The following is a 22,063-nucleotide window of genomic DNA, read 5'->3' on the forward strand; positions in this document are numbered from 1 at the left end:
TCGCGATCAGGCGTTGCGGCGGCTGTTCTTCACGCGTTCGGCCAGGTGGCGATTGAATGCCATCATCGCGCTGGAATCCACATTGACGCCGCCCGGACCGAGGATTTCATAAAGTTCGGTGAGCAGGTCGGTGTTATCGGCCAGGGTCAGCGGACTGTCCGTCAGCTCCAGTTCCGATTGCAGCATCTGCATCGCGGTATTCAATCGCTGCGGATCCAGGCCGTTGGCGTGGGTCGTCAACGGCATCCGGGTCACCGTACCCGATTTGACCGAATCCAGCTTGGTACGCGGCCCGTGCGACCGCACCACTTCGCTGCTGTACTGCTCGTCGACCAGATTGGTGGACGGATCCATCTGGATCGCCCCTTCACCCGCCACCAGCCACACCAGCGAGATGCCGAGCGTGCGCGCCAGGGTAACGCAGCGGGCGCGGGAGGGGTCGGTGTTGCCGTCGCGCCAACTGCGCACGACGCCTTCGGAAAATCCGCACATGCGGGCGATCTCGGTGGCACTGCCGACGCGCTGGATCAACAGGCGGATGCGATCCGAGAAGGTGCTGCCACTGCTTTGGGGGGAGGGTTGCTGCATGCTCATGAGAATGGCCGTGTACTGGGAGTCAGAAACCGCGCCGCGGCGCAACATATTGCGAAAACGGGGCGTCACCACGATGGGAGCCGTTCCGTCCACGCAGCATTTTGCGCCTGTCGCCGCCATTGTGCCAACTGTGCAAGCCCCGGGCCGGCCTCGACGCGACGCTTCCGCGCGGCTGTTCTGCAGTAACGGCCTTGCCCGACAACAGGTTGACGACACCGCTCTGACACCGTCGGCGCCGCAGAGTTTCCGCGGATTGCCCGGCTTTGTTCCGGTCGCGCCCTGCTGCTACCTTCACGCTGGCGCCGCCGGCCGTAACGGGCCGGGGGACCATCACAGGACATCGCATGAGCCAGTTCGGATTGCTTGGCAAACGGCGCTTCGCGCCCTTCTTCTGGACCCAGGCACTGGGTGCGTTCAACGACAACGCCTTCCGCAATGCACTGGTGATGCTGGTGGCGTTCCAGATGGGGCTGGACGATCGCACCGTGGGGATCTACACCAACCTGGCGCCGGCGCTGTTCATCATTCCGTTTTTCCTGTTCTCCGCCACCGCCGGCCAGCTGGCCGAGAAGTACGAGAAGAGTCGCATCATCCGTTACGTGAAGCTGTTCGAAATCGCGGCGATGCTGCTGGCCGCGTACGGTTTCTACACCCATCACACCTCGCTGCTGCTGATCGTGTTGTTCATGATGGGCATGCACTCGACCATGTTCGGCCCGATCAAATACGCCATCCTGCCGCAGGCGCTGAAGCGCGAGGAGCTGGTCGGCGGCAACGGTCTGGTCGAGATGGGCACGCAGATGGCCATGCTGATCGGCATGATCGTCGGCAACTCGCTGATGCTGGTAGCTGGCGTCGGGCCGCTGCTGGCCGCCGGAGCCACCATCGCGGTGGCGACTGCCGGCTATCTCGCGAGCCGGCGTATTCCCCTTGCTCCGGCCACCGCGCCGGACCTGAAATTCAACTGGAACATGTTCAGCGAAACGGCCCGCGTGCTCGGCATCACCCGCGCCGACCGCGCCGTGTTCAACGCCGTGCTGGGCATCTCCTGGTTCTGGTTCTTCGGCACCGTGCTGATCGCGCAGTTGCCGATCTACACGCGCGAGACGCTGGGCGGTGACGGCTCGGTCAACACCCTGGTGCTGACCCTGTTCTCGATCGGCACCGGCGTCGGCGCGCTGTTGTGCGAGAAGTTGTCGGGCAAGCGGGTGGAGATCGGTCTGGTGCCGATGGGCGCGTTCGGCCTTACCGCGTTCGGCATCGATCTCTACCTGGCCCGGCATGGCATGGCGGCGGCGCGCGGGCAGGACTGGCTGGCCTTCCTGCATGGCGCCGGCAGCTGGCGCGTGGTGATGGATCTCACCGCGATCGGCGTGTTCGCCGGTTTCTACGTGGTGCCGCTGTTCGCCTTCGTGCAGTCGCGCACGCCGAGCGAGCGACTGTCGCGGGTGATTGCCGGCAACAACATCATCAACGCCCTCTTGATCGTGCTGGCCGCCGGCTTCGGGATGGGCCTGGGCGCGCTGGGGCTGGATGCGGCGCAGATCTTCCTGGCGGCGGCGTTGCTCAACGTGCTGGTGGCGGCGTACATCTTCACCCTGGTGCCCGAATTCCTGATGCGCTTCATCACCTGGGTGCTGGTGAACACGCTGTACCGGGTTCGCGTCGACGGCATGCAGCACCTGCCCGAGGAGGGCCCGGCGGTGCTGGTGTGCAACCACGTCAGCTTCATGGACGCACTGCTGCTGATGGCCAACCTGCGCCGCCCGGCGCGCTTCGTGATGTATTACAAAATCTTCAACACGCCGCTGCTGAGTTTCGTGTTCCGCACCGCCAAGGCAATCCCGATAGCCGGGCACAAGGAAAACCCCGAGGTGCTGCAGCAAGCCTGGGACGCGATCGATGTCGCGCTGGCCGATGGCGAGCTGGTGTGCATCTTTCCTGAAGGCGGACTGACGTCTGATGGCGAAATCTCCACATTCCGGCCGGGGGTGGAACAGATCCTGGCGCGGCGTCCGGTGCCGGTGATACCCATGGCGCTGCGTGGACTGTGGGGCAGCGTCTGGAGCCGACGCGATTCGATGCTGCACCGCTCGCGCTTGCCACGTCGATTCCGCGCCCGCGTCGAACTGGTCGTCGACATGCCCGTGTCTGCGCAGCAGGCCACCGCCGCAAGCCTGGAGGCCCGCGTACGCGAACTGCGCGGCGACCGACCGTAAACCACGCCGCAACCCGAATCCTCCGCACCAACGCAACCCAAGCATGCAGGGCGGGCTATGCCCGCCGTTTGTGGTTGCGTCGTGTGGCGGGCAGAGCCCGCGCTACCTCGGAGCCCGGACCCTGCTGATCAGCCGCCAACGTTCGACAAGGCACACGCCGTAGGGCGGGCTCCGCCCGCCGCTTTGTGGTTGTGTCGTGCGCCGACCATATGGCGGGCAGAGCCCGCCCTACCGCGGAGCCGGACCTTGCCGACCAGCCGGGAACCTCCTCGGTCAACCCACCCGGCCGCCAACCACCAATCACGCACACAGCATCGCCGTAGGGCGGGCTATGCCCGCCGCTCGTGGCCGTGTCGTGCGCCGACCATAAGGCGGGCAGAGCCCGCCCTAGCGCGGAGCCGGACCTTGCCGATCAGCCGCGAACCTCCTCGGTCAATTCACCCGGCCGCCAACCACCAACCACGCACACAGCATCGCCGTAGGGCGGGCTATGCCCGCCGCTCGTGGCCGTGTCGTGCGCCGACCCTTCGGCGGGCAGAGCCCGCCCTACCGCGGAGCCGGACCTTGCCGCTTAGGCGGGAATCTCCTCGGTCAACCCACCCGGCCGCCAACCACCAATCACGCACACAGCATCGCCGTAGGGCGGGCTATGCCCGCCGCTTTGTGGTTGTGTCGCGCGCCGACCATATGGCGGGCAGAGCCCGCCCTACCGCGGAGCCAGACCTTGCCGATCAGCCGCGAACTACCCCGGTCAGCCGGCCCAGCCGCCGATCACCAGCAACGCCACCACGCTGAGCCACGCCAGCAACGCACGCAGCAGCGCCCCGCGCAGGCGACGCAGTTCGTCCAGCGGGTCGCTGTGTTCCTCGGCGTAACCATCGCCCGCTTCGATGTCGGTCAAAACGTCAGCCTGCGCGGCGGCGCCGAGAAAGCCCGGGCCACGTTCGTACCAACTGGTCGGTGAGGCCTGGATGTGCCAGCGTCGCCAGGCGTCGATCACCGCGTCCCAATGGCCGACCACGGCCAGGGTGAAGGTGAGCAACTGCGCCGGTAGCCAGTCCAGTGCGTTGGCGACATGGGTGGCGACCCGCTGGCTGTCGACATCGAGTATTAGCGCGTCGTCCCGACCCAGCGTCTGCGCCAGTCGGTACAACAGCGCGCCGACCGGGCCGAGCAGAAAGAACCACAACAGCACCGCGAAGCGTCGGCGCAACGCGGCGTAGACAATTGCCTCGCCCAGCGCCGGTGCGTTCCAGACCACCGTGCTGCCATCATCCGCCAGCGCTTGTGCAGCCGCTTCGCGCCTCACGTCATCGGGCGCGGCCAGGATGGTTTCGAGGTCGCGCTCGAACTCGCGCGGGCCAATGCAGTACAGCAGTACGACCAGACCGAACAGCAGTCGCGGCAGTTCGCCCAGCAAGGTATGACCGAACAGCCATGCCAGCAGCGCACAGATCGCCAGCGGTGGCAGCAGTGCCAGCAGCACGCGCCCCGCACCGCTGGTATCGGACAACTGGCGTACCCATCGCCTGAACAGGCCGTCGCCGCGCCAGCTGGCCAGTTGCGGAGCCACATGCAACAGACCCAGGGCGATCAGGACGACAAGCAGACGAATGGCCATGGCAGCGAAACTCTCGGACAGTGATGCCATTGTATGCGAGCCGCCGATCGCTTCGCAGGCGCCATCCCCGCGGCCGCGGTGATGACGTTAGCGCTGCTGCTCCATCCGTTGCGCGGTGATGAACTCGGTCTTGCCCCATTGCATGGTGAATCGCTCAGCGCACCAGCGTGCCCAGGTCCAGCCCCGCACGCAGTTGCAACCAGTGCGCCAGCAATTGGTACGACACCGACAGCGCCGAGGAGGGCGCGAAACTGCCGTCGGCAATCCCCTCCACGATCTGCTCGGGCGTGAACCAGCGCGCCTCCTCGAGCTCATGGTCGCGCATGTGGATCTGTCGCGACACCGCCGTGGCAATGAAGCCGACCATCAGCGAGGCGGGCATCGGCCACGGTTGCGAGGAGTGGTAATGCACCTCGTCGACGATCACGCCGGATTCCTCGGCGACCTCGCGTCGCACCGCATCCTCGAGCGCCTCGCCCGGCTCGACGAAGCCGGCCAGCGTGGAATAGCGATGGGGTGGCCAGCCGGGCTGACGGCCGAGCAGGCAGGCGCCGTCGTGCTCCACCAGCATGATCACCGCCGCATCGGTGCGCGGGAAATGCAGGCGCGCGCAATCGGAATTGGTGCACTGCGCGCGGTGCCCGGCAGAAATCAGCTGCAGCGGCGAGCCGCAGTGCGCGCAGAAACGGGTCTCGCGTTGCCAGTGGGCGAGCCCCTTGGCGTAGGCAAACAGGCCCGCTTCATCCGCGCCGAGCAGCAGGCCGGCATGGCGCAGGCTCACCCGCCGCGCGTCGAGTGCGCCTTCCAGCACGCCGATGCGTGCGGGGTCGTTTGCCACCAGCAGGAAGTGCGGCCGGTCATGCGCGATGCCGAGCAGACTGACGGGTGCGTCGGCAAACCACTGCTCGCGTTCACCGGCATCGAGCCAGCGCAGCGCCTCGCCGTCCGTGCGCAGGAACGCATCGCCGGCGGCATCCAGCAGCAGGTAGCGCGCATTCCCGGCGTTCGCCTGCGCGGCGATCCAGGTGCCGTCGTCGCGGTGTTCGGCGGTGCGGTCCAATACCAGGCTCAGCCCGGCAAAGGTGTTGGGGCGGGGCAGCCTGGCCTGGTCCATGGCGCCGTACTCAGGCGGTGAACGAGGAGCCGCAGCCGCAGGTGGTCTTCGCGTTCGGGTTGCTGATCACGAACTGCGCACCGCTGAGATTCTCGGCGTAGTCGATCTGCGCGCCGGTGAGGTATTGCAGGGAGAGCGGATCGCACAGCAAGGTGACGCCTTCGCGCTCGATCGCCAGGTCGTCGTCGGCTTGCGCTTCATCGAAGGTGAAGCCGTACTGGAAACCGGAGCAGCCACCGCCGCTGATGTACACGCGCAGTTTCAGCTCCGGATTGCCTTCCTCGGCAATCAGCTCATGCACCTTGTGCGCGGCGGCCGCGGTGAATTCGAGCGGGGCGCCGCTGCTGCGGTAATCGGGGATTGCGACGATGGTTTCCATGGCTATCTAGATGGGGGCGTGGCAGGTGAGTGCAAGCATACCGCGTCAGCCGGGCGCTGCCTCACTGTCTGCATCGACCACACCGGTATCGGGGCCGGTCAGTGCGCGCTGTTCTCCTTCAAGCTGGCGCGAAATGCGCCCGTTGACCTGGGCGCCGGCGGCCATTTCCAGCGTGTGGTAGCGCAGGTCGCCGTCAATCCGCGCCATCGGCGCCAGTTCCAGCCGTACGCTCACATGCACGTCGCCGGTGATGTGGCCGTTGATGACTGCCTGCGGCACATGGACTTCGCCCTGCACCTCGCCGTGCTCGCTCAGGGTGAACATGGCATCGTCGCCCTCGGCCAGCACGGCGCCTTCGATGCGCCCATCCAGATGCAGCGCGCCGGTAAAGCGCAGGTCGCCGCGGATGACCGTGCCACGGGCGATCAGGCTGGTTTCGGAACTGCCGTTCTTGCGGTCGCTGCGTCTACGGTTGAGCATCTCGGTCTCCCTCGGCGGTAGTGATGTTGCCGCTCAGCGCGGCACTCCAGGCCACGGCGCGGCTGACCGCTTCGCCGCCCTCCGGCTGGATCTTGATGCGCAGTCGCGTGGGCTGGAAATCCGCCGGCAGCAGGATCGTGCCCTGCAACTGCTCGAAATAGGTGAAACGGAACGGCAAGCCGTCCTTCTGGGCGCCATCGCCCAGCGCCGGCCAGTCGAGCGTGACCACCTTGTCCTTGCGCATGCCTTCCACGCTTACCGTGACATGGCCGTTGATTTCGCCACCGCGCCTGGCGTTCTGGGTCAGGCTGAGAAACAGCGTCCAGCCGCGCGAACCGTTGATCGGTTGCAGCTTCACTTCCTGCAGCTTCAGTCCCTGGCGCTGGCCATTGCCGGCCACCAGCCGCGAATAGAAACCCAGGTCGGCGCGCAGGGCGCTGAGCTCCTTCTCGCGCTGCGCCAGCGTGCCGCGCAGCGCCTTGGTGGCGACTTCGTTGACCTGGCCGGCACGCTGCAGGTTCTCCACCTGCTGCTTCAGATCGTTCACTTCAGCCTGCAGCGCGCGCTGCTGCTTGTGGTCGACCACCGTCGGGGCGACGCGACTGCTCAGGAAAAACACCAGCACGCCGACCGCGACCAGGCTGCCCAGCCACGCCAACCCCCACCACAGGCGGCGCCAGCGATTGCCGACGTCGTCGTGCCTTCGCACCACGAAGCGAGGTGGTGGTCGTGAACCCATGGATGAGCGTTCCGGCAAAAGGCAAGGTATAGCCCGCGCGTGACGAAAGCGTCAAGGAACGGGCGCACGCCGGTGCGGATCCGGCGTGGCGGCGTGCGCGGAACGTGACGCGCGGTCAGCTCTGCATCTTGCTCTGCAGGTAACGCTCGGCGCCAATGTCCTTGATCAGGTTGAACTGGGTTTCCAGCCAGTCGATGTGCTCTTCCTCGTCGTGCAGGATGTGCTTGAACAAGTCACGACTGATGTAGTCGGCAATGCCTTCGCTATGGGCGATCGCCTCGCGCAGGTCCTTGGTGGCGGCCAGCTCCAGGTCCAGATCACCCTGCAGGCATTCCACCGGGTTCTCGCCGATGCGCAACTTGCCCAGATGCTGCAGGTTCGGCAAGCCGTCCAGGAACAGGATGCGCTCGATCAGGCGATCAGCGTGCTTCATCTCGTCGATCGACTCCGCGTACTCGTGCTCGGCCAGCTCGGTGTAGCCCCAATCCTTGTACATGCGCGCGTGCAGGAAATACTGGTTGATCGCGGTCAGCTCGTTGTAGAGCACCTTGTTGAGGAACTCGATGACCTTGGCATCACCTTTCATGGCGTTTCTCCTTCACGACAGACAGTCCACTATACAAACTCCGCGCGGCGGCCGGCGGAATGAGAATGGTGACGTTTTGTCGTGGCGCGGGGTCGAAAGGCCGTGGTTGGCGCGGGTCTGATCGGCGCTGGGGGTGTCCCTCGCATTCAGGCCGAACGCGGCCGCCAAAGCGGCGGGCAGAGCCCGCCCTACGCGACGGCGAAAGACCGTAGGGCGGGCTCCGCCCGCCGGCCTTCAGGGAATCAACTCAGGCCACAACCATCGGCAACTGGCAAACCACCTGTTTCCTGGCCTGTTCCAGCGTCGCGCGTGCCTCGTCCTGGCAGCAGCCGCAGCAATCGCCGCAACCCGTGCGTGCCTGCAATTCCGCAAACGTCTGCACGCCATCGGCCGCTTCGCGGCGGATGTCATGGTCGGTGACGGCGTTGCACATGCAGATATACATGGCGCGTATAAGAACGCGAATGCGAATGATTGTCAACAATCGGTTTTTCGACCGCTGCCGTCCGTTCAGGCAGCGGCGCGCCCGTCACCCGGGCCGGGCGGCAACGGGCCGGACTCGCCACGCGGCGGCGTGGTGCCGATTTCCACGCCGAACAGCTCCTCGACCAGCGGCGCAAAATTGCGCAGCGCCCGTTCGTACACATCCCGCTTGAAGTTGACCACATGCGCGGCGGGGTACCAGAAATCCACCCAGCGCCAGATGTCGAACTCCGGCTTCTCGTTGGCGTCCAGCTTCAGCGCCTCCTCGCCGCCGACCAGCTTGAGCAGGAACCACACCTGCTTCTGGCCAATGCAGGTCGGCCGCTGGTGCCGGCGCACATAGCGCTCGGGCAGCCGATAGCGCAACCAGCCATGGGTGGAGGTGATCACTTCCACATGGTGCGCCGCCAGCCCCGTTTCCTCCTCCAGCTCGCGGTACATCGCCTCCAGCGGCGTCTCGTCCGTGCGCATGCCACCCTGCGGAAACTGCCAGCCATCACGATTGACCCGGCGCGCCCAGAACAGCTGGCCGTCTGCGTTCAGCAGCACGATGCCCACGTTCGGACGGTAGCCATCTACATCAATCATGTCGTCTCCTGGGGCTTAACCCCGTGACTTTGCGGCCAAAACGGCCGCGTAGCCTCGTCCCCGATTCAACCACGGCAAGCCCCAGGCAGCAAGCCATCCACTTGAACCAAAACGCCCAGCCCACTACACTTCCGCGCCCCGTCCGCGATCGTCCCCGATCGCCCCGCGGCGGGTTCCCGATGGCTATGTAGCTCAGCTGGTTAGAGCACAGCACTCATAATGCTGGGGTCGGTGGTTCGAGTCCACCCATAGCCACCAAACGCCCTCTCGCGCGTTCCGTAGTCTCCAGAAATTCCTCCAACCCGTCTGAAGGGCGCATTCCGTGCGCGCATGGTTGCGGGCTGGCGGTCAGCCTGGTGGTGATCCGCGCCCATGGCCTGCGCCGGCGTCCAACCGGAAGTAAAGTACCGGGATGAATCAGGGGCAGGCATGACCAACGAAGAATTCAAGAAGACGCTGTGGGACACGGCCAACAAGCTGCGCGGGTCGGTGTCAGCGGCGGAGTACAAGTACCCCGTGCTGGGCATGGTGTTCCTGAAGTACGTGTCGGACATGTTCCAGGCGCAAGGAGAGGTGATCCGCCATCGCATCGCTGACCCGGCCTCGGAATACTTCATTGGCGACGCGGCCATCCGCAAGGACAGCGAGGCCGCCTTCGTCGACGACAAGACCTTCTACGACCAGGACAACGTGTTCTGGGTGCCGCGCACGGCGCGCTTCGACGTCTTGCTGGCGCAGGCCACCGCGCCGGATCTGGCTCAGCGGTTGGATCGAGCGATGGGCGAGATCGAGGCCGAGAACCCGACGCTGAAAGGCGTTTTGTACCGCGAGTTTTCGCGCCTCGCGCTGGAACCGGGCAAGCTGGGCGATCTGATGGGGTTGATCGCGCGGCTCAGCTTCGACCCGGCGCGGCACGGAAGTCGTGACGTGTTCGGCGAGGTGTACGAATACTTCCTCGGCCAGTTCGCCATGAACGAGGGTGCCAAGGCTGGCGAGTTCTACACGCCCAAGAACGTGGTCAAGCTGCTGGTGGAAATCCTCGCCCCGTTCAAGGGCAAGATCTACGATCCCGCCTGCGGCTCCGGCGGCATGTTCGTGCAGTCGGCCAAGTTCAAGGACGCGCACCAGAAGACGTTGGGCAAGAAGGGCGACCTGGCGATCTACGGCCAGGAGCTGATGGCGCAGACGCGCCGCCTGTGCCTGATGAACCTTGCCGTGCACGGCATCGACGGTGACCTCGGCCAGAGCTACGGCTCCAGCTTCACCAACGACCAGCACAAGACCCTGCGCGCCGATTACATTCTGGCCAATCCGCCGTTCAACATCTCCGACTGGGACGGCGACAAGCTCACCGACGATCCGCGCTGGGTTCACGGCATCCCGCCCAAGGGCAACGCCAACTTCGCCTGGCTGCAACACATGCTGGCGCGACTGTCCTCGCGCGGCCGCGCCGGTATCGTGCTGGCCAACGGCTCCATGAGTTCGCAGCAATCCGGCGAAGGCCAGATCCGCACCGACATGGTGCGCAAGGACGTGGTCGAGTGCATGGTCGCGCTGCCCGGCCAACTGTTCTCCAACACGCAGATTCCGGTGTGCCTGTGGTTCCTGTCGCGCAACAAGGCGGCGGGTGAAAACGGCAAAATCGACCGCCGCGGGCAGATCCTGTTCATCGACGCGCGCAAGGCGGTCAGCGGCCGCATCTCGCGTACCCAGGTCGAGTTCACCGACGAGGATCTTGAGCGTCTCAGCCAGACCTACCACCGCTGGCGCGGCACCGACTTCAGCGACGGCGCCGATTATGCCGACGAACCCGGCTTCTGCCATTCCGCCGCGCTGGACGAAGTGGAAAAGCACGGCTACGTGCTGACTCCGGGGCGCTACGTTGGTGCCGTGGTCGAAGATGATGACGACGAGGCGTTTGCCGAGAAGATGGAGCGGCTGACGGCGCTGTTGGCGGAGCAGATGGCCAAGGGCGGCGAGCTGGATGCGGTGATTCGGGAGAAGTTGGGGGCGTTGGGTTATGGGGTGTGATTGTTCTGACGCCTTCACCGAGGTCGCCTGGGATGAAGTTCCACTCTCGGAGTTGACCTCCGCCAACGTCACGTATGGCGTAGTTCAGCCCGGCGCTGCGGTTCCGGACGGCGTGCCGATGATACGGGTTAATAATTTCAGCGGTCACACATTGAATCTCTGTGACGTCATGCGAATTTCGCACGACGTTGAGCGGAAGTACGAGCGAACGCGCATTCGCGCAAATGATGTCCTGATCACGGTCGTCGGATCGGTCGGTCAGGTAGCCGTTGTCCCTTCCGAGTTGGCAGGCTGGAACATTGCTCGCGCCGTGGCGCTGATCCGCCCTCGCTCGATTGCGCTTGCTCGTTGGATCGCGCATTTCCTACGCTCCCCCCTCGCGCAGCATCGGATGGGTGTCGCAGCTAATACGACGGTTCAAACAACGGTCAATTTGAAAGACCTTCGGGCGATGCATATTCCTATGCCGCCGGAGTCGATTCGGCGAGGCATCTGCGGGTTGTTGGACGCGCTCGACGACCGCATCGACCTCCTGCGCCAAACCAACACCACCCTCGAAGCCATCGCGCAAGCCTTGTTCAAGTCCTGGTTCGTGGACTTCGACCCCGTGCGCGCCAAGGCCGAAGGCCGCGAGCCGGAAGGCATGGACGCGACCACTGCCGCCCTGTTCCCCAACGAGTTCGAGGAGTCGGATCTGGGGTTGATTCCAAAGGGGTGGAATGTAGGCACCTTTGCCGATATCGCCCTTCAGTCGAAAGGCAGCGTGTCCCCACTGAAATCGCCGGAGACCGAGCACGAACACTACAGCCTGCCTGCATTCGACGCGGGCCTGATGCCAGTGCACGAGTTGGGCGAGGCCATCAAGAGTAACAAGACGCCGGTGCCCAACGACGCGATACTCATTTCTAAGCTCAACCCGCATATCCCACGCATCTGGTTCACCGGCAAAGTCCACGCGAATGCCGTTTGCTCGACGGAGTTTCTGGTGTGGACCCCAGCCCGAGGCATAACGCCTGAATACGTGTTCTGTCTTGCCGTCTCGGTGCCGTTCAACACAGCCATGAAGCAGCTGGTGACCGGTACATCAAATAGCCACCAGCGCGTCAAGCCCGACCATCTGAAGTCAATTCCTACGATCATTCCTCCCGTTGCCTTGACGCAAGCTTTCGGAACATTCGTGGGGCCCTTGCTGAAGCGGGTTCAGCAAAACCGTTCGATCGCTCAGTCGCTCGCTCGACTCCGCGACACCCTTCTCCCCCGCCTGATCTCCGGCAAGCTGCGCCTGCCCGACGCCGAGGAAGCCCTTGAGGACGTCATCGCATGAGTGAAACCGTCAACCTCTATTGCGACGAAAGTTGCCACCTGCCCAACGACGGCAAGCCGTTGATGGTGCTCGGTCTGGTTGCCTGTCCGTTGGGCAAGACACGCGAGATCGCTGTCCGCCTGCGTGAAATCAAGCGCAGACATGGCATGGCGGAAGGCTTCGAGGTGAAGTGGAACAAGGTGTCCCAGGGCCAGGTCGCGTTCTACATGGACTGGCTGGACTATTTCTTCGATGACGATGATCTGAGCTTTCGCGCCGTTGTCGCAGACAAGACCGGCCTTCAGCACGACGCCTTCGGCCAAGACCACGACGACTGGTACTACAAGATGATGTACCAGTTGGTGCAACACGTGATCCGGCCCGACGCATGTTTCCGAATCTACCTGGACAAGAAAGATACGCGCAGCGCCCAAAAGGTCACCAAGCTGCATGAGGTGCTGTGTAGCAGCGTGCTTGATTTCGATCGACAAGTGATCGAGCGCGTGCAGGTCATTGAGTCGCATGCCGTGGAACAGATCCAGTTGGCTGACTTGCTGATGGGCGCGGTGGGATACGTCAATCGTGGGCTTTCAGGGAATGCCGGCAAGGATGCTTTGATTGCGCGAATCAAGCAGCGAACTGGCTATGCGTTGACACGCTCCACGCTGTTGCGTGAACCCAAGTTCAACCTTTTCCTGTGGCACGGGCGGTCGTTCGGGGTCAGCGCATGAGTGACAACTGGTTGCCCGAATTGTTGTTGCTTGAGGATTCGCAAGGCGATTGGTTCAGCTATATCGAACGGGTGCATCGTCAATTCGTTGCCGACTTTGTCGACTCATTGCCACATTGGCCCAACAAGCGGGTTGGTCTGAAGCGCCATCCCGAATACGACGGGAGAAGCGCAACGTTTTGGCACATGATTTCCGACGGCAGAGCGGAAGCGGATCGCTTACCGGATTTCAGACGGTGCGAGCGGATCGGATGGCCCCGACCGATGATGGACGAGTTCGATCAAGCCCAGCCAGGAACTAGTGACTGCCGATTGATCTGGTGGAAAGAGATGCGGGACCGCGAGGAGAGGTATTTGCTCGCCACGCCGGACTTCAGCTACGTCGTCGTCGTGGCCGATCGAGGTGATTTCGTGCTGCCATGGACCGCTTTCGTCGTGGAGCACGAACATCAGCGCAGGAAGCGCCGCAAAGCGTACGAGGCGTTTTGGAAGGCCCGAAAAAGCTGAAGCCGCCCCGAAGGACGGCCTCGTTACTCCTTCAACACATGGTTGATGAGCTGGACTGGATGATACAGAGGGAATCATTACCCTGCAATGAATATTTGTGCAACGCAGCATCAAGCCTGATCGTACCAGTGGAGTAAAGCAACTAGGTCGTCAGGGTTGGCAATCTTCCACAAACGGGCATCACGATCATTACCCACGCGCGGTGCTTGTGCGTCCAGATTGGAGTGGCGTCGTCGATCCGCGGGGTAGCGCTCGAAAGATGCGATTGCGCTCGGCGGGTGCAAGTCTTCCGCCCAGACGTTGATGCCCTGGACATCCCGCTGGATGGCGAGGTGTCGACCCTTGCTGGTTTCGAAGCCTGCGACCTTCTTGTTGCCCGCTTTGATACGCGGCATTTGGGCAGCAATCAGGGCCTCGGCCTGAGCGACGGTCTGCGACCTAAGCGAGCCAGCACCCTTGATGACCCTTGCGGTTGATGGCGTTGTCGTTGTATTGGGAATTGGCGCGGATGGCGTAGCTGGCATGACGGTCTGTTGTGCCGTCTGAGTGGGACAGGGAAGTGTCCAGTGCGGAGTGACCGAGCGAACCAGCCGCTCACGGGCGGCGTCAAGCTGTCCCGGATTGGTTTTGGCCGAAAGATCTTCCCGATTCTTGGTACCCAGAAAATATGCGATTCGCTCGGCGTTGGCGCCGGAAGGATGCGGCATACCTGCCAATACGCGGTCTTCTTCAAGCTGGCCGCGGGAGACGCAGTCTGCCAATACGGCTGCGGGCTCCTTGCCCAAGGGAATCCAGAAAGCGTCCCTGAGCTGTGCGATTTCCACACCGAGCCAACGCTGGGTCATGCTTCGCAGCACAGGAGTGGCGAGTATTGGTGGCGAGCCGGAGTAGTCCTTGCCATCAAGAAATACGGGGTAACGCAACGCCGAGGTGAAGTGCACCAGGTCAGCGCGATTGTCGAACAGGCGGGCGCAGGTCTCGATGCCGAGCGATTGCTGCATGCCGATGCGATCAAGCATGGCCACGAGATTGCTGCGCATGGGGCCGGAGAAGCTGGCGCTCTGCTTGGCTTGCTCAAGCGCCCTTTCCGCGCTGATTTTGGTGCGCATCGCCGCACGCAATGCATTGATCGCATTGCGGGCCTGTTGTGCGCCGGGAGTGATCCCGAGCAGTACGATTCGGGCATTCGAGTTGACGTGCTCGAATGGGGCGTAGCAGCAGGTGAATTGATCGTGCCGCTCGATCAGTAGACGATGGTCGTGTGGATCGATCTGTGGATTATCGCGAATGGTGTTTCGAAAGTGCTCAAAGTCGTTGTTCATGGATGGAGCCCCTGTTTCTGAAGTGGAAAATCAGACCTCAATTTGTCCGGCGCTGAGCACGTCGGGGTGGCCAATGGCTGCGTTTGGTGCGATATCAGGGTTCAGAAGTCCTTGACTCGCTTGCCTTCGTACATGGCGGGGGCGAAGGCGTTTGAGCCGCTGGTTGCCGTCACGCGACACATGCGAACGGTGCCGCGCTCGCGGAACTTGCCTTGCTTGATTGCCTGAAGCAACTCGTCCTCGCTCATGCCCTGGAACTTTTTGGTGTCATTGGTGAAATTGACGTTATACAAGCCCTTTTTGGAACCCGACTTGCCCTTGTAGGGATGGACTTTGTGGCCCTCCTTGTCGAACGCCCATACGCTCAGCAGATGAGAAGATGTGTCGCTCATGGTTTGCTCCTTTTCTGTTTTGAGAATGATCAGTAGCCGCGGAAATAAGGCTGGCCCATCCATTGATTACACGGCTGCGCAAGCAGTGAACGGAAGGTATTCGCGATGTTGCTGGTTGGTGTTGCGCGCCACGCGTGCAGCGCGGCCAAGGTGCGGTCAATGCGGTTGTTGCTGCCCGTGGCCACCCAGGTCCTGATTTGCAGCAGACCGCTGGCGTGGCAGCACTGTCCGAGGAAGGCGCCGGTTTCGGTGGGGACGGCGAACTGCATGGGCCGGGCTCGCTCCGAAAGCGATTGACATGCCGAATGAAGCAGATCGAACCAAGCGAGGGCGCTTGCCAATTCGGCTCGTATCTCAGCGTGGTTTGTTGTGGCCAGTCGTTCAAAGAGTCGTTCGATCGCATGCTGACTGAGCAATGCCACGGGCTTGTTGGAGAAGCCCGCCCACCCACCATCGACACGCACATGGACATCACTGATCCGCAGGGCGTCCTCGGTTTCCTCGCCAGCACCGGTTTGCTTGACAGGCCGTACGCTCGTACCGGTAGCGAGCAGCGTGTTACGGCAGCTGTACTGGTGAAATGCCGCAAGAGACGTGCGCATGCGTGGTACCAGACGACGCAGGCTTCGTATGCGTTCGCGGGTTGCAAGTTTGGCGGTTGTCACCAGGGAGATCGTTGGGGTGAGTGCTTGCCACTCACGATCGCGATCATGGAATTCGCGAAATAGCTCCCTGCGCAGACCGCGTGCCAGCCGGTGGGAGAAGCGCGGTGGCGTAAACGTTGTCTGGACAGGAGCGATGGCGATATTCATGGAGGTTTTCCTCGGTGTCTTGATCGGGTGGCCGCAGAGCGGGCAAAGCGGGGCCGCTACCTGCCGCAAGACGGCAAGTCTGGTCACGTTGAACAGACGGCGATTCAGTGGTGCGGTGGAAGGTCGCTTTGCAACCGCCAGTTGGCGTAGGCAGCAGCCAGCGATCGATAGGTGGCCGCAGCCACGTCGTCCGGCTCCTTGGAGCCAAGATGGGCGGCCAGTTCGCGCCAGAATTGAGGCGACAAGGTCAGGCTGCCATCGTCAAAGTTTCCGGCCTCGATCCTGCTGTACAGGGTCGCTTGCTCTACGCTCCAACCCAGAGCAGCGCCTAAATCTTCCGCCGTCAGATTCCGGCTGTGACGCCATTTTTGCCACACGTCACCTGGCGGCAACGCTCGCTGCAGATCGTCGGATCGGGGACCGTTGTCCGGGGACTCGGTTGGAACAAAGTCGTTTCGCCGGGAAAGCCATTGCAGCGCATGGGCGGCTTCGATCAAGGTCCAGTGGCCGTCCTTGATGATTGGTATGGCATTGGGGTTGCTGGCATTTGTGGCTGAGCGGATGGTGCGTTCGGAAACTTTGGCCAGCGCGGCCAGCCATTCGATGGTGACCTGCCCCCCGTCATCGATCGATTTCCGCGCGTGAGCGGCGTGCACCAATCGATTGATGAAGTCGATGGCATCTTTGGTCATGAGATCTGTACCCATGGGATCCATCAGATTGCCGCGAAGCAGTTCGACGGGCACACAGGCCGCGTGCAGCGATTCGTCCAGCCAGTTGGGGTCCTCATGCGTGACACCAGACCATGCGTAGAGGGCAAGGTCCTGAAGGAGCGTCTTGAGGTCTGGAGCACCAGCCTCGCCCTTTAGGATGGCAAGGACCGTTTCGACGGCCTCGATCAAGCCATCGGCGGCGGAGGATGCGGCGTGTGTGAGTTCTGTTCGTTTCATTAGTTGCATATGCTTGTTAGGACGTTGAGAGAACGCTACTCGTCGTTCTGCGCGTTGTCAATATGATCATGCATATTAGGAAGTTTGATCGTGGTGTGATCATCGCGTGGGTCGCGCTGTTGAATAGAGAGCCGGGATCCAGCGGCTATCAGTCAAGGGCAAACGCACTCACTCTCTAGCGACGGGGGGAGCGGCTTCAGATGATGAGCTCTTCCTAGAGCGTTGGTTTACCTGGCGGGAAGGAAGCTCACCATAAGTGAGCATTTCCTTTGGTTGGTAAACCTTGATCGCCTTGCACTTGGTTTATGAAAACACTATTTTGCTCACCATGAGTGAGCAAAACGCCACAAAGGTAAACCGACTCCTGGGTCTGTTGGGTGATACCGCCTTGGTCACCAGCGCTTGGCTGGGCGAACACGGTTATGCCCGCAACCTGGTAGCCCGCTACGTCGCCAGTGGCTGGCTGGTATCGCCGGCACGCGGGGTATATCAACGTGCGGGTGGCGTGTTGCGTTGGGACGGGGTGGTGAACACGTTGCAGTTGACAGAGGCCTTGGCCGTGCATGTGGGCGGGCGGTTCGCGCTTTCCTGGCAAGGCCATGAACACTCCCTTCGTCTGGGCGAGGCCGCGACGGTGACGGTGTATGGCGCGACCAAGCCGCCTGGTTGGGTTGGCAAGCTGGCCTTGCCCGAACATTTCGACTACCGCGGCACCGGCCCGTTTGCCGTTTGCGACAATGATTTCGTCACCGTGCCGGACGACGTGCTGCAGAAGCGCGGACTGAAACGCATGACGATCGCTGCCGACACCAAGCCGGTGGTGATGGCGATGCCCGAACGCGCGCTCCTGGAACTGTGCGACGAGCCGCCTTCGGCGGCGCTGGTGTACGAGGCCGATGCGCTGATGCAGGGACTCGCCACGTTGCGTCCCGGATTGCTTCGTGCGTTGTTGCGGGAGTGCCGGAGTATCAAGGCCAAGCGCTTGTTTCTCGCGTTGGCCGAACGGCATCATCACGCCTGGCTGTCGCGAGTTGATCTTGAAGGTGTGAATCTGGGCAGCGGCAAGCGCGCCCTGGTGCCCGGTGGCCGCCTGCATCCGACCTATCAGATAACGCTGCCGGCAGATCTCGATGAGCAACTGGGATAGGCGCTACGCGGAGCGGGTGGCCTTGCTGGTGGAGATGCTGCCGGTCCTGGCGCTTGAGCCACGGTTCGCGCTCAAGGGCGGCACGGCAATCAATCTGTTCGAGCGTGACTTGCCGCGCTTGTCGGTCGATATCGACCTGACCTGGTTGTCATGCGGCGAGTTTGCCGAAGACAGCAGGCTGATTGCCGAGGGCTTGAGCACGCTCGCGGATGCGCTTCGTGCGGCGCCGCTACGCCTGCAAGTACAGACCTCGGCGGCACAGGGAGCGCCAGTCAACCGGATCATTGCCAGTCGCGGTCGCGCGCGTGTGCAGATCGAAACGTCACCGGTGATGCGTGGCGCTGTCCACCCGGTGCGGACGATGACTGTGCAGCCGGCGGTGGAAGACGAGTTTGGGTTTGCGCAAGCGCAGGTGCTGCATTCTGCGGATCTGTACGCAGGCAAGCTGGCGGCCACGGTGTCGCGGCAACACCCGCGCGACCTGTTCGATATGGGGCCCTTGCTTGAGCAAGATCAGCTCGACGCCGAGCTGTGGCGAACCTTCCTCGTCTACCTGACCTCCAGTCCCAAGCCTGCCGCTGATATGCTGGCGCCCGGCGAGCCGCAGGGCTTTGCTGAGATATTTGCTGCCCACTTCCGCGGGATGACCGCCACACCAACCAGCGCCGATCAACTACTGGCAATACGCGGCCGCCTGTTACGGAAAATGGCGGTGCTGCTGGATGACACCAGTTGCCGCTTCTTGTTGTCGGTGGAGCGCGAGGCGCCGGATTTCACCTTGATCGGCTTGCCGCAGGCCGCCACCTTGCCGGCCATTCGGCGCAAGCTGGACAATTTGAATGCGCGCTCGGACAAAAAGCGCGAAGCTGACTACCGCAAGCTTGAGGAAACGCTGGGAAGTCTGCAAAGGGACGGCGTGGCACACAGGGGAAACACGTGAAAGAAGACCATCTGGAATCGGCGTGCCTCGAATGGCTTGCTGGCCTGGGCTGGACCTGCCTGCATGGTGATGATGTGTCGCCCGGTGGTGACCAGGAAGCACGCAGCCGTTATGCCGACGTCGTGCTTGTGCCGCGGTTGCACCAAGCGGTGGTGCAATTGAACCCCGCCCTCTCCATCACAGAGGTGGATGACGTGGTTTCCAAGCTCGCTGACTACGGCGCGCAGTCTCTGGTGGACGGCAACAAGGAAGTCTACGACTGGTTGCGCAATGGCGTGCCGGTGCAACGCATAGAACACGATGGCACCCGCACGGTGCTGCGTGCGCGGGTAATCGACTTCGCTGGCAGCAATGACTTACTTGCCGTGCAGCAATTCACCGTGCAGGGTTTGAAAGTGCGGCGGCCGGACGTGATTCTGTTCGTGAACGGCCTGCCGCTGGTGGTGATCGAGCTGAAGAATCCGGCGGATCTGCATGCCGACGTCGAAGCGGCCTGGAACCAGATCCAGACCTACAAGGCCGACATCCCGCAGTTGTTCTACTTCAACCTGATGAATGTGATTTCCGACGGCACCGTGGCGCGGTATGGATCGTTGACGGCGGACCTCGGCCGCTATTCGCGCTGGCGTTTGCTGGGCGGCGAGAAGGTGGCCAAGGGACGTTTGGAACTGGATGTGCTGATTCTCGGCCTGTTCGATCCGTCGACCTTGCTGACCTTCTTGCACGGCTTCGTCGCGTTTGGGGGCGCCGATGGTGGGGCCGGCTTCAAGATCATCGCGCAATGGCACCAGTACCACGGCGTGCAAAAGGCGGTGGCGCGCGCCGCCGATGCGCTGCTGCATCGCAAGGATGGCAAGGGCGGCGTGATCTGGTTTACCCAGGGCTCCGGCAAGTCGCTGCTGGCGTTGTTCTACGTGATGGCGCTGCGCGACCGTCCCGAGTTTCGTAATCCGACGGTCGTGCTGGTCACCGATCGCAACGATCTGGATGGCCAGCTCTACGAGACGTTTGCGGACTGCGCGTGGTCACTGCGTGCCACGCCGGAACAGGCGGACAGCCGCGATGATCTGCGCAACAAGCTGTCGCAGGTTCAGGCCGGCGGAATCTTCTTCACCACTATCAACAAGTTCGCTCCCGAGTCCGGCCAGACCAAGGTACCGGTGTTGTGCGAGCGCTCCAACGTGATCGTGATTGCCGACGAGGCGCACCGCACGCAGTACGGCTTCAAGGCCGACCTCAACACGCAGACCGGCAAGACGCGCTTTGGCCTGGCCAAGTACATGCGCGATGCGCTGCCGAACGCGATCTATCTGGGCATGACGGGCACGCCGATCAGCCTGGATGACCGTGACACCGAGGCGGTGTTTGGCACCTATGTCGATGTGTACGACATGATCGCCGCCCAGGAAGATCAGGCGGTAGTGCCGGTCAGCTACGAGTCGCGGATCATTGAGCTGCGCTTCAACGAGGCCGAAAAGCAGGCCTTGATGGACGAGTTCCTCGAAGTGACCGAGGACGAAGACGAAAGCCAGCAGAACAAGACCGTCAGCCGACTGACCCGGCTGGAGGCGTTGGCCATGGCTGAGGGCAGGCTGGAGGTGCTGGCCGCCGACCTGGTTGCGCATTGGGAAGCGCGCACCGAATCGGTGGCGGGCAAGGCGATGATCGTGGCGATCTCCCGCGAGGCCGCGATTCGGCTGTACGACGCCATCGTCAAGCTGCGCCCGGAATGGCACAGCGATGACATCAATGCCGGCCGCATCAAGATCGTGATGACCGGTACGTCTGCCGACCCGCAGCACTTCCAGCCACATCGAACAGACAAGCCACAGCGCAAGCTGCTGGAGAAGCGCTTCAAGGACGCCGGCGATCCGCTGGAAATGGTGATCGTGCGTGACATGTGGTTGACCGGATTCGACGCGCCGCCGGTGCACACGTTGTACGTGGACAAGCCGATGCAAGGCCACGGGCTGATGCAAGCCATTGCACGTACCAACCGCATCTGGAAAGACAAGCCCGGTGGCTTGATCGTGGACTACATCGGCGTCGGCGAGGAGCTCAAGAAGGCGATCAAGCAGTACACCAAGGATGCCGGGGCGGATCGCGAACCGGTGGATACCTCCGGCGCGGCGTTGCATGTGCTGCTCGATACGCTGGACGTGATTCGCAAGGAGTTCTTCCATGGCTTCGACTACAGCGGCTCCAGCGATCCCAAGCGGGCATTGGCGCTGCTGGGACCCGCCATGGAGCACATTCTCAAGTTCAATCCGGAAGTGGACGAGAAGGGCCGCAACCTTGGTGTGCGCAGCTACATGGATATGGTCGCCCGATTGACGACCGCGCAGGCTCTGGCCGGCACACGCCCCGAAGCCATGGCCGTACGCGAGGAAATTGCCTTTTTCCAGGCCGTGCGAGTTTGTCTGATCAAGCTGACCCGCGCCGGCGAAGGCCGCTCGCGGCTGGAAAAGGAGGCCGCGCTGCGGCAACTGGTTGCCAAAGGCGTGCTGGTCGATGGTGTCCATGACATCTTCGCCACGCTCGGCCTGGGCAAGGCAGATATTTCGCTACTGGACGAGGAGTTCCTCAAGCAGATTCGCGAGATGCCAACCAAGAATCTCGCGGCGGAACTGCTGGAGCGGCTGCTGGCCGATCAGGTCAAGGCACGTGGTCAGAAGAATGCGATGCAGGGCAAGGAGTTCACCAAGAAGCTGGAAGAAGCGATCACCAAATACCAGAACCGTGGTCTGACTACGGTCGAGGTTATTGAAGAGCTGATCAAACTGGCGAAGGAGATCAATGCCGCTCGTCCGCCTGACGGCATGACGGACGAAGAGTTCGCGTTCTATCAGGCATTGATCGAGAACGAGTCCGCCGTGCGCGAGCTTGGCCACCCGGTGCTGCGTGCGCTGGCGCTGGAGCTGACCGACAAGCTGCGCCGGTCGGCCACGATCAACTGGCAAAATCGCAAGGATTCCCGTGCGCGCATGATGGCGATGATCAAGGTGCTGCTGGCCAAGCACAAATACCCGCCGGACAAGCAGGCGGAGGCGATCGAGAAGGTCATCGCGCAGGCCGAATTGCTGGCTGACAACTGGTCGGCTGATTAGCGCCTTGGCTGTGACGATC

Annotated in this window: 21 protein-coding genes and 1 tRNA gene; 9 read left to right on the plus strand and 13 right to left on the minus strand. The window is 62.7% G+C overall.

Going from position 1 to position 22,063, the window contains the following annotated elements:
- Nucleotides 1–6: 6 nt before the first annotated feature.
- Nucleotides 7–594, minus strand: coding sequence for a helix-turn-helix domain-containing protein (locus tag AC0L58_RS00055; protein WP_473685438.1), 588 nt, complete (start codon nt 592–594; stop codon nt 7–9).
- A gap of 329 nt (nt 595–923) precedes the next feature.
- Here AC0L58_RS00055 and AC0L58_RS00060 point away from each other — a divergent pair, with 329 nt between their 5' ends.
- The gene (locus tag AC0L58_RS00060) at nt 924–2,813 is read left to right on the plus strand and encodes an MFS transporter (protein WP_473688513.1); all 1,890 of its coding nucleotides are present in this window, start codon (nt 924–926) and stop codon (nt 2,811–2,813) included.
- Between the two features lie 751 nt (nt 2,814–3,564).
- On the opposite strand, the gene ampE is transcribed toward AC0L58_RS00060, so the two are convergent.
- The 8 genes from ampE to AC0L58_RS00100 all read right to left on the minus strand — a co-directional run bounded on the left by ampE (nt 3,565) and on the right by AC0L58_RS00100 (nt 8,803).
- Complete coding sequence (gene ampE, locus AC0L58_RS00065; protein WP_473688514.1) at nt 3,565–4,434, minus strand: regulatory signaling modulator protein AmpE; 870 nt, start codon at nt 4,432–4,434, stop codon at nt 3,565–3,567.
- Nucleotides 4,435–4,588: 154 nt separating this feature from the next.
- Complete coding sequence (gene nudC, locus AC0L58_RS00070; protein WP_473685440.1) at nt 4,589–5,548, minus strand: NAD(+) diphosphatase; 960 nt, start codon at nt 5,546–5,548, stop codon at nt 4,589–4,591.
- 10 nt (nt 5,549–5,558) lie between these two features.
- Complete coding sequence (erpA, locus tag AC0L58_RS00075) at nt 5,559–5,927, minus strand: iron-sulfur cluster insertion protein ErpA (protein WP_473685442.1); 369 nt, start codon at nt 5,925–5,927, stop codon at nt 5,559–5,561.
- Between the two features lie 45 nt (nt 5,928–5,972).
- Nucleotides 5,973–6,407 (minus strand): bactofilin family protein, encoded by a 435-nt coding sequence (locus AC0L58_RS00080; RefSeq protein ID WP_473685444.1) that lies wholly within the window; start codon nt 6,405–6,407, stop codon nt 5,973–5,975.
- A complete protein-coding gene (locus tag AC0L58_RS00085; RefSeq protein ID WP_473685446.1) occupies nt 6,394–7,146 on the minus strand; it encodes a DUF6776 family protein in 753 nt (250 codons plus the stop codon). The genes AC0L58_RS00080 and AC0L58_RS00085 overlap by 14 nt, the downstream gene beginning before the upstream one ends.
- A 115-nt stretch (nt 7,147–7,261) precedes the next feature.
- Nucleotides 7,262–7,732, minus strand: coding sequence for a bacterioferritin (gene bfr, locus AC0L58_RS00090; protein WP_473685448.1), 471 nt, complete (start codon nt 7,730–7,732; stop codon nt 7,262–7,264).
- Nucleotides 7,733–7,979: 247 nt separating this feature from the next.
- Nucleotides 7,980–8,165: a (2Fe-2S)-binding protein gene (locus tag AC0L58_RS00095; RefSeq protein WP_473685450.1), complete on the minus strand. Its 186-nt coding sequence runs from the start codon at nt 8,163–8,165 to the stop codon at nt 7,980–7,982.
- 77 nt (nt 8,166–8,242) lie between these two features.
- Nucleotides 8,243–8,803 carry an RNA pyrophosphohydrolase gene (locus AC0L58_RS00100; protein ID WP_473685452.1) on the minus strand — a complete coding sequence of 187 codons (561 nt, stop codon included), beginning with the start codon at nt 8,801–8,803 and terminating at the stop codon, nt 8,243–8,245.
- 181 nt (nt 8,804–8,984) lie between these two features.
- Between AC0L58_RS00100 and AC0L58_RS00105 the strand changes: the two genes are divergently transcribed.
- The 5 genes from AC0L58_RS00105 to AC0L58_RS00125 all read left to right on the plus strand — a co-directional run bounded on the left by AC0L58_RS00105 (nt 8,985) and on the right by AC0L58_RS00125 (nt 13,374).
- Nucleotides 8,985–9,061, plus strand: a tRNA-Met gene (locus tag AC0L58_RS00105).
- Nucleotides 9,062–9,232: 171 nt separating this feature from the next.
- Nucleotides 9,233–10,834: a type I restriction-modification system subunit M gene (locus AC0L58_RS00110; RefSeq protein ID WP_473685454.1), complete on the plus strand. Its 1,602-nt coding sequence runs from the start codon at nt 9,233–9,235 to the stop codon at nt 10,832–10,834.
- Nucleotides 10,835–10,886: 52 nt separating this feature from the next.
- The gene (locus AC0L58_RS00115; RefSeq protein ID WP_473685456.1) at nt 10,887–12,158 is read left to right on the plus strand and encodes a restriction endonuclease subunit S; all 1,272 of its coding nucleotides are present in this window, start codon (nt 10,887–10,889) and stop codon (nt 12,156–12,158) included.
- Complete coding sequence (locus AC0L58_RS00120) at nt 12,155–12,868, plus strand: DUF3800 domain-containing protein (protein WP_473685458.1); 714 nt, start codon at nt 12,155–12,157, stop codon at nt 12,866–12,868. The genes AC0L58_RS00115 and AC0L58_RS00120 overlap by 4 nt, the downstream gene beginning before the upstream one ends.
- Nucleotides 12,865–13,374 carry a hypothetical protein gene (locus AC0L58_RS00125; protein ID WP_473685460.1) on the plus strand — a complete coding sequence of 170 codons (510 nt, stop codon included), beginning with the start codon at nt 12,865–12,867 and terminating at the stop codon, nt 13,372–13,374. The genes AC0L58_RS00120 and AC0L58_RS00125 overlap by 4 nt, the downstream gene beginning before the upstream one ends.
- Before the next feature lie 110 nt (nt 13,375–13,484).
- On the opposite strand, the gene AC0L58_RS00130 is transcribed toward AC0L58_RS00125, so the two are convergent.
- From AC0L58_RS00130 to AC0L58_RS00145, 4 genes are all read right to left on the minus strand, one after another.
- Nucleotides 13,485–14,696 carry a uracil-DNA glycosylase family protein gene (locus tag AC0L58_RS00130; RefSeq protein WP_473685462.1) on the minus strand — a complete coding sequence of 404 codons (1,212 nt, stop codon included), beginning with the start codon at nt 14,694–14,696 and terminating at the stop codon, nt 13,485–13,487.
- Between the two features lie 101 nt (nt 14,697–14,797).
- Nucleotides 14,798–15,088 (minus strand): hypothetical protein, encoded by a 291-nt coding sequence (locus AC0L58_RS00135; protein WP_473685464.1) that lies wholly within the window; start codon nt 15,086–15,088, stop codon nt 14,798–14,800.
- Between the two features lie 29 nt (nt 15,089–15,117).
- Nucleotides 15,118–15,900 (minus strand): hypothetical protein, encoded by a 783-nt coding sequence (locus AC0L58_RS00140; protein ID WP_473685466.1) that lies wholly within the window; start codon nt 15,898–15,900, stop codon nt 15,118–15,120.
- Nucleotides 15,901–16,004: 104 nt separating this feature from the next.
- Nucleotides 16,005–16,850 carry a helix-turn-helix domain-containing protein gene (locus AC0L58_RS00145; protein WP_473685468.1) on the minus strand — a complete coding sequence of 282 codons (846 nt, stop codon included), beginning with the start codon at nt 16,848–16,850 and terminating at the stop codon, nt 16,005–16,007.
- A gap of 328 nt (nt 16,851–17,178) precedes the next feature.
- Here AC0L58_RS00145 and AC0L58_RS00150 point away from each other — a divergent pair, with 328 nt between their 5' ends.
- Genes AC0L58_RS00150 through AC0L58_RS00160 form a run of 3 tightly spaced genes read left to right on the plus strand, consistent with a single transcriptional unit; the run spans nt 17,179 to nt 22,044 of the window.
- The gene (locus AC0L58_RS00150) at nt 17,179–17,997 is read left to right on the plus strand and encodes a type IV toxin-antitoxin system AbiEi family antitoxin domain-containing protein (protein ID WP_473685470.1); all 819 of its coding nucleotides are present in this window, start codon (nt 17,179–17,181) and stop codon (nt 17,995–17,997) included.
- Nucleotides 17,981–18,937 (plus strand): nucleotidyl transferase AbiEii/AbiGii toxin family protein, encoded by a 957-nt coding sequence (locus AC0L58_RS00155; protein WP_473685472.1) that lies wholly within the window; start codon nt 17,981–17,983, stop codon nt 18,935–18,937. Before AC0L58_RS00150 ends, AC0L58_RS00155 begins: the two co-directional genes overlap by 17 nt.
- Nucleotides 18,934–22,044, plus strand: a complete 3,111-nt coding sequence (locus AC0L58_RS00160; RefSeq protein WP_473685474.1) for a type I restriction endonuclease subunit R — start codon at nt 18,934–18,936, stop codon at nt 22,042–22,044. Before AC0L58_RS00155 ends, AC0L58_RS00160 begins: the two co-directional genes overlap by 4 nt.
- The last annotated feature ends 19 nt before the right edge of the window (nt 22,045–22,063 follow it).

Source organism: Rhodanobacter sp. G2-10 (assembly GCF_055809185.1).

What these genes read in the sequence shown, in the direction of transcription:
- AC0L58_RS00055 (WP_473685438.1), bottom strand. Translation starts at nt 594, where the DNA reads ATGAGCATGCAGCAACCCTCCCCCCAAAGCAGTGGCAGCACCTTCTCG.
- ampE (WP_473688514.1), bottom strand. Translation starts at nt 4,434, where the DNA reads ATGGCCATTCGTCTGCTTGTCGTCCTGATCGCCCTGGGTCTGTTGCAT.
- nudC (WP_473685440.1), bottom strand. Translation starts at nt 5,548, where the DNA reads ATGGACCAGGCCAGGCTGCCCCGCCCCAACACCTTTGCCGGGCTGAGC.
- erpA (WP_473685442.1), bottom strand. Translation starts at nt 5,927, where the DNA reads ATGGAAACCATCGTCGCAATCCCCGATTACCGCAGCAGCGGCGCCCCG.
- AC0L58_RS00080 (WP_473685444.1), bottom strand. Translation starts at nt 6,407, where the DNA reads ATGCTCAACCGTAGACGCAGCGACCGCAAGAACGGCAGTTCCGAAACC.
- AC0L58_RS00085 (WP_473685446.1), bottom strand. Translation starts at nt 7,146, where the DNA reads ATGGGTTCACGACCACCACCTCGCTTCGTGGTGCGAAGGCACGACGAC.
- bfr (WP_473685448.1), bottom strand. Translation starts at nt 7,732, where the DNA reads ATGAAAGGTGATGCCAAGGTCATCGAGTTCCTCAACAAGGTGCTCTAC.
- AC0L58_RS00095 (WP_473685450.1), bottom strand. Translation starts at nt 8,165, where the DNA reads ATGTGCAACGCCGTCACCGACCATGACATCCGCCGCGAAGCGGCCGAT.
- AC0L58_RS00100 (WP_473685452.1), bottom strand. Translation starts at nt 8,803, where the DNA reads ATGATTGATGTAGATGGCTACCGTCCGAACGTGGGCATCGTGCTGCTG.
- AC0L58_RS00110 (WP_473685454.1), top strand. Translation starts at nt 9,233, where the DNA reads ATGACCAACGAAGAATTCAAGAAGACGCTGTGGGACACGGCCAACAAG.
- AC0L58_RS00120 (WP_473685458.1), top strand. Translation starts at nt 12,155, where the DNA reads ATGAGTGAAACCGTCAACCTCTATTGCGACGAAAGTTGCCACCTGCCC.
- AC0L58_RS00125 (WP_473685460.1), top strand. Translation starts at nt 12,865, where the DNA reads ATGAGTGACAACTGGTTGCCCGAATTGTTGTTGCTTGAGGATTCGCAA.
- AC0L58_RS00130 (WP_473685462.1), bottom strand. Translation starts at nt 14,696, where the DNA reads ATGAACAACGACTTTGAGCACTTTCGAAACACCATTCGCGATAATCCA.
- AC0L58_RS00135 (WP_473685464.1), bottom strand. Translation starts at nt 15,088, where the DNA reads ATGAGCGACACATCTTCTCATCTGCTGAGCGTATGGGCGTTCGACAAG.
- AC0L58_RS00140 (WP_473685466.1), bottom strand. Translation starts at nt 15,900, where the DNA reads ATGAATATCGCCATCGCTCCTGTCCAGACAACGTTTACGCCACCGCGC.
- AC0L58_RS00145 (WP_473685468.1), bottom strand. Translation starts at nt 16,850, where the DNA reads ATGAAACGAACAGAACTCACACACGCCGCATCCTCCGCCGCCGATGGC.
- AC0L58_RS00150 (WP_473685470.1), top strand. Translation starts at nt 17,179, where the DNA reads ATGAGTGAGCAAAACGCCACAAAGGTAAACCGACTCCTGGGTCTGTTG.
- AC0L58_RS00155 (WP_473685472.1), top strand. Translation starts at nt 17,981, where the DNA reads ATGAGCAACTGGGATAGGCGCTACGCGGAGCGGGTGGCCTTGCTGGTG.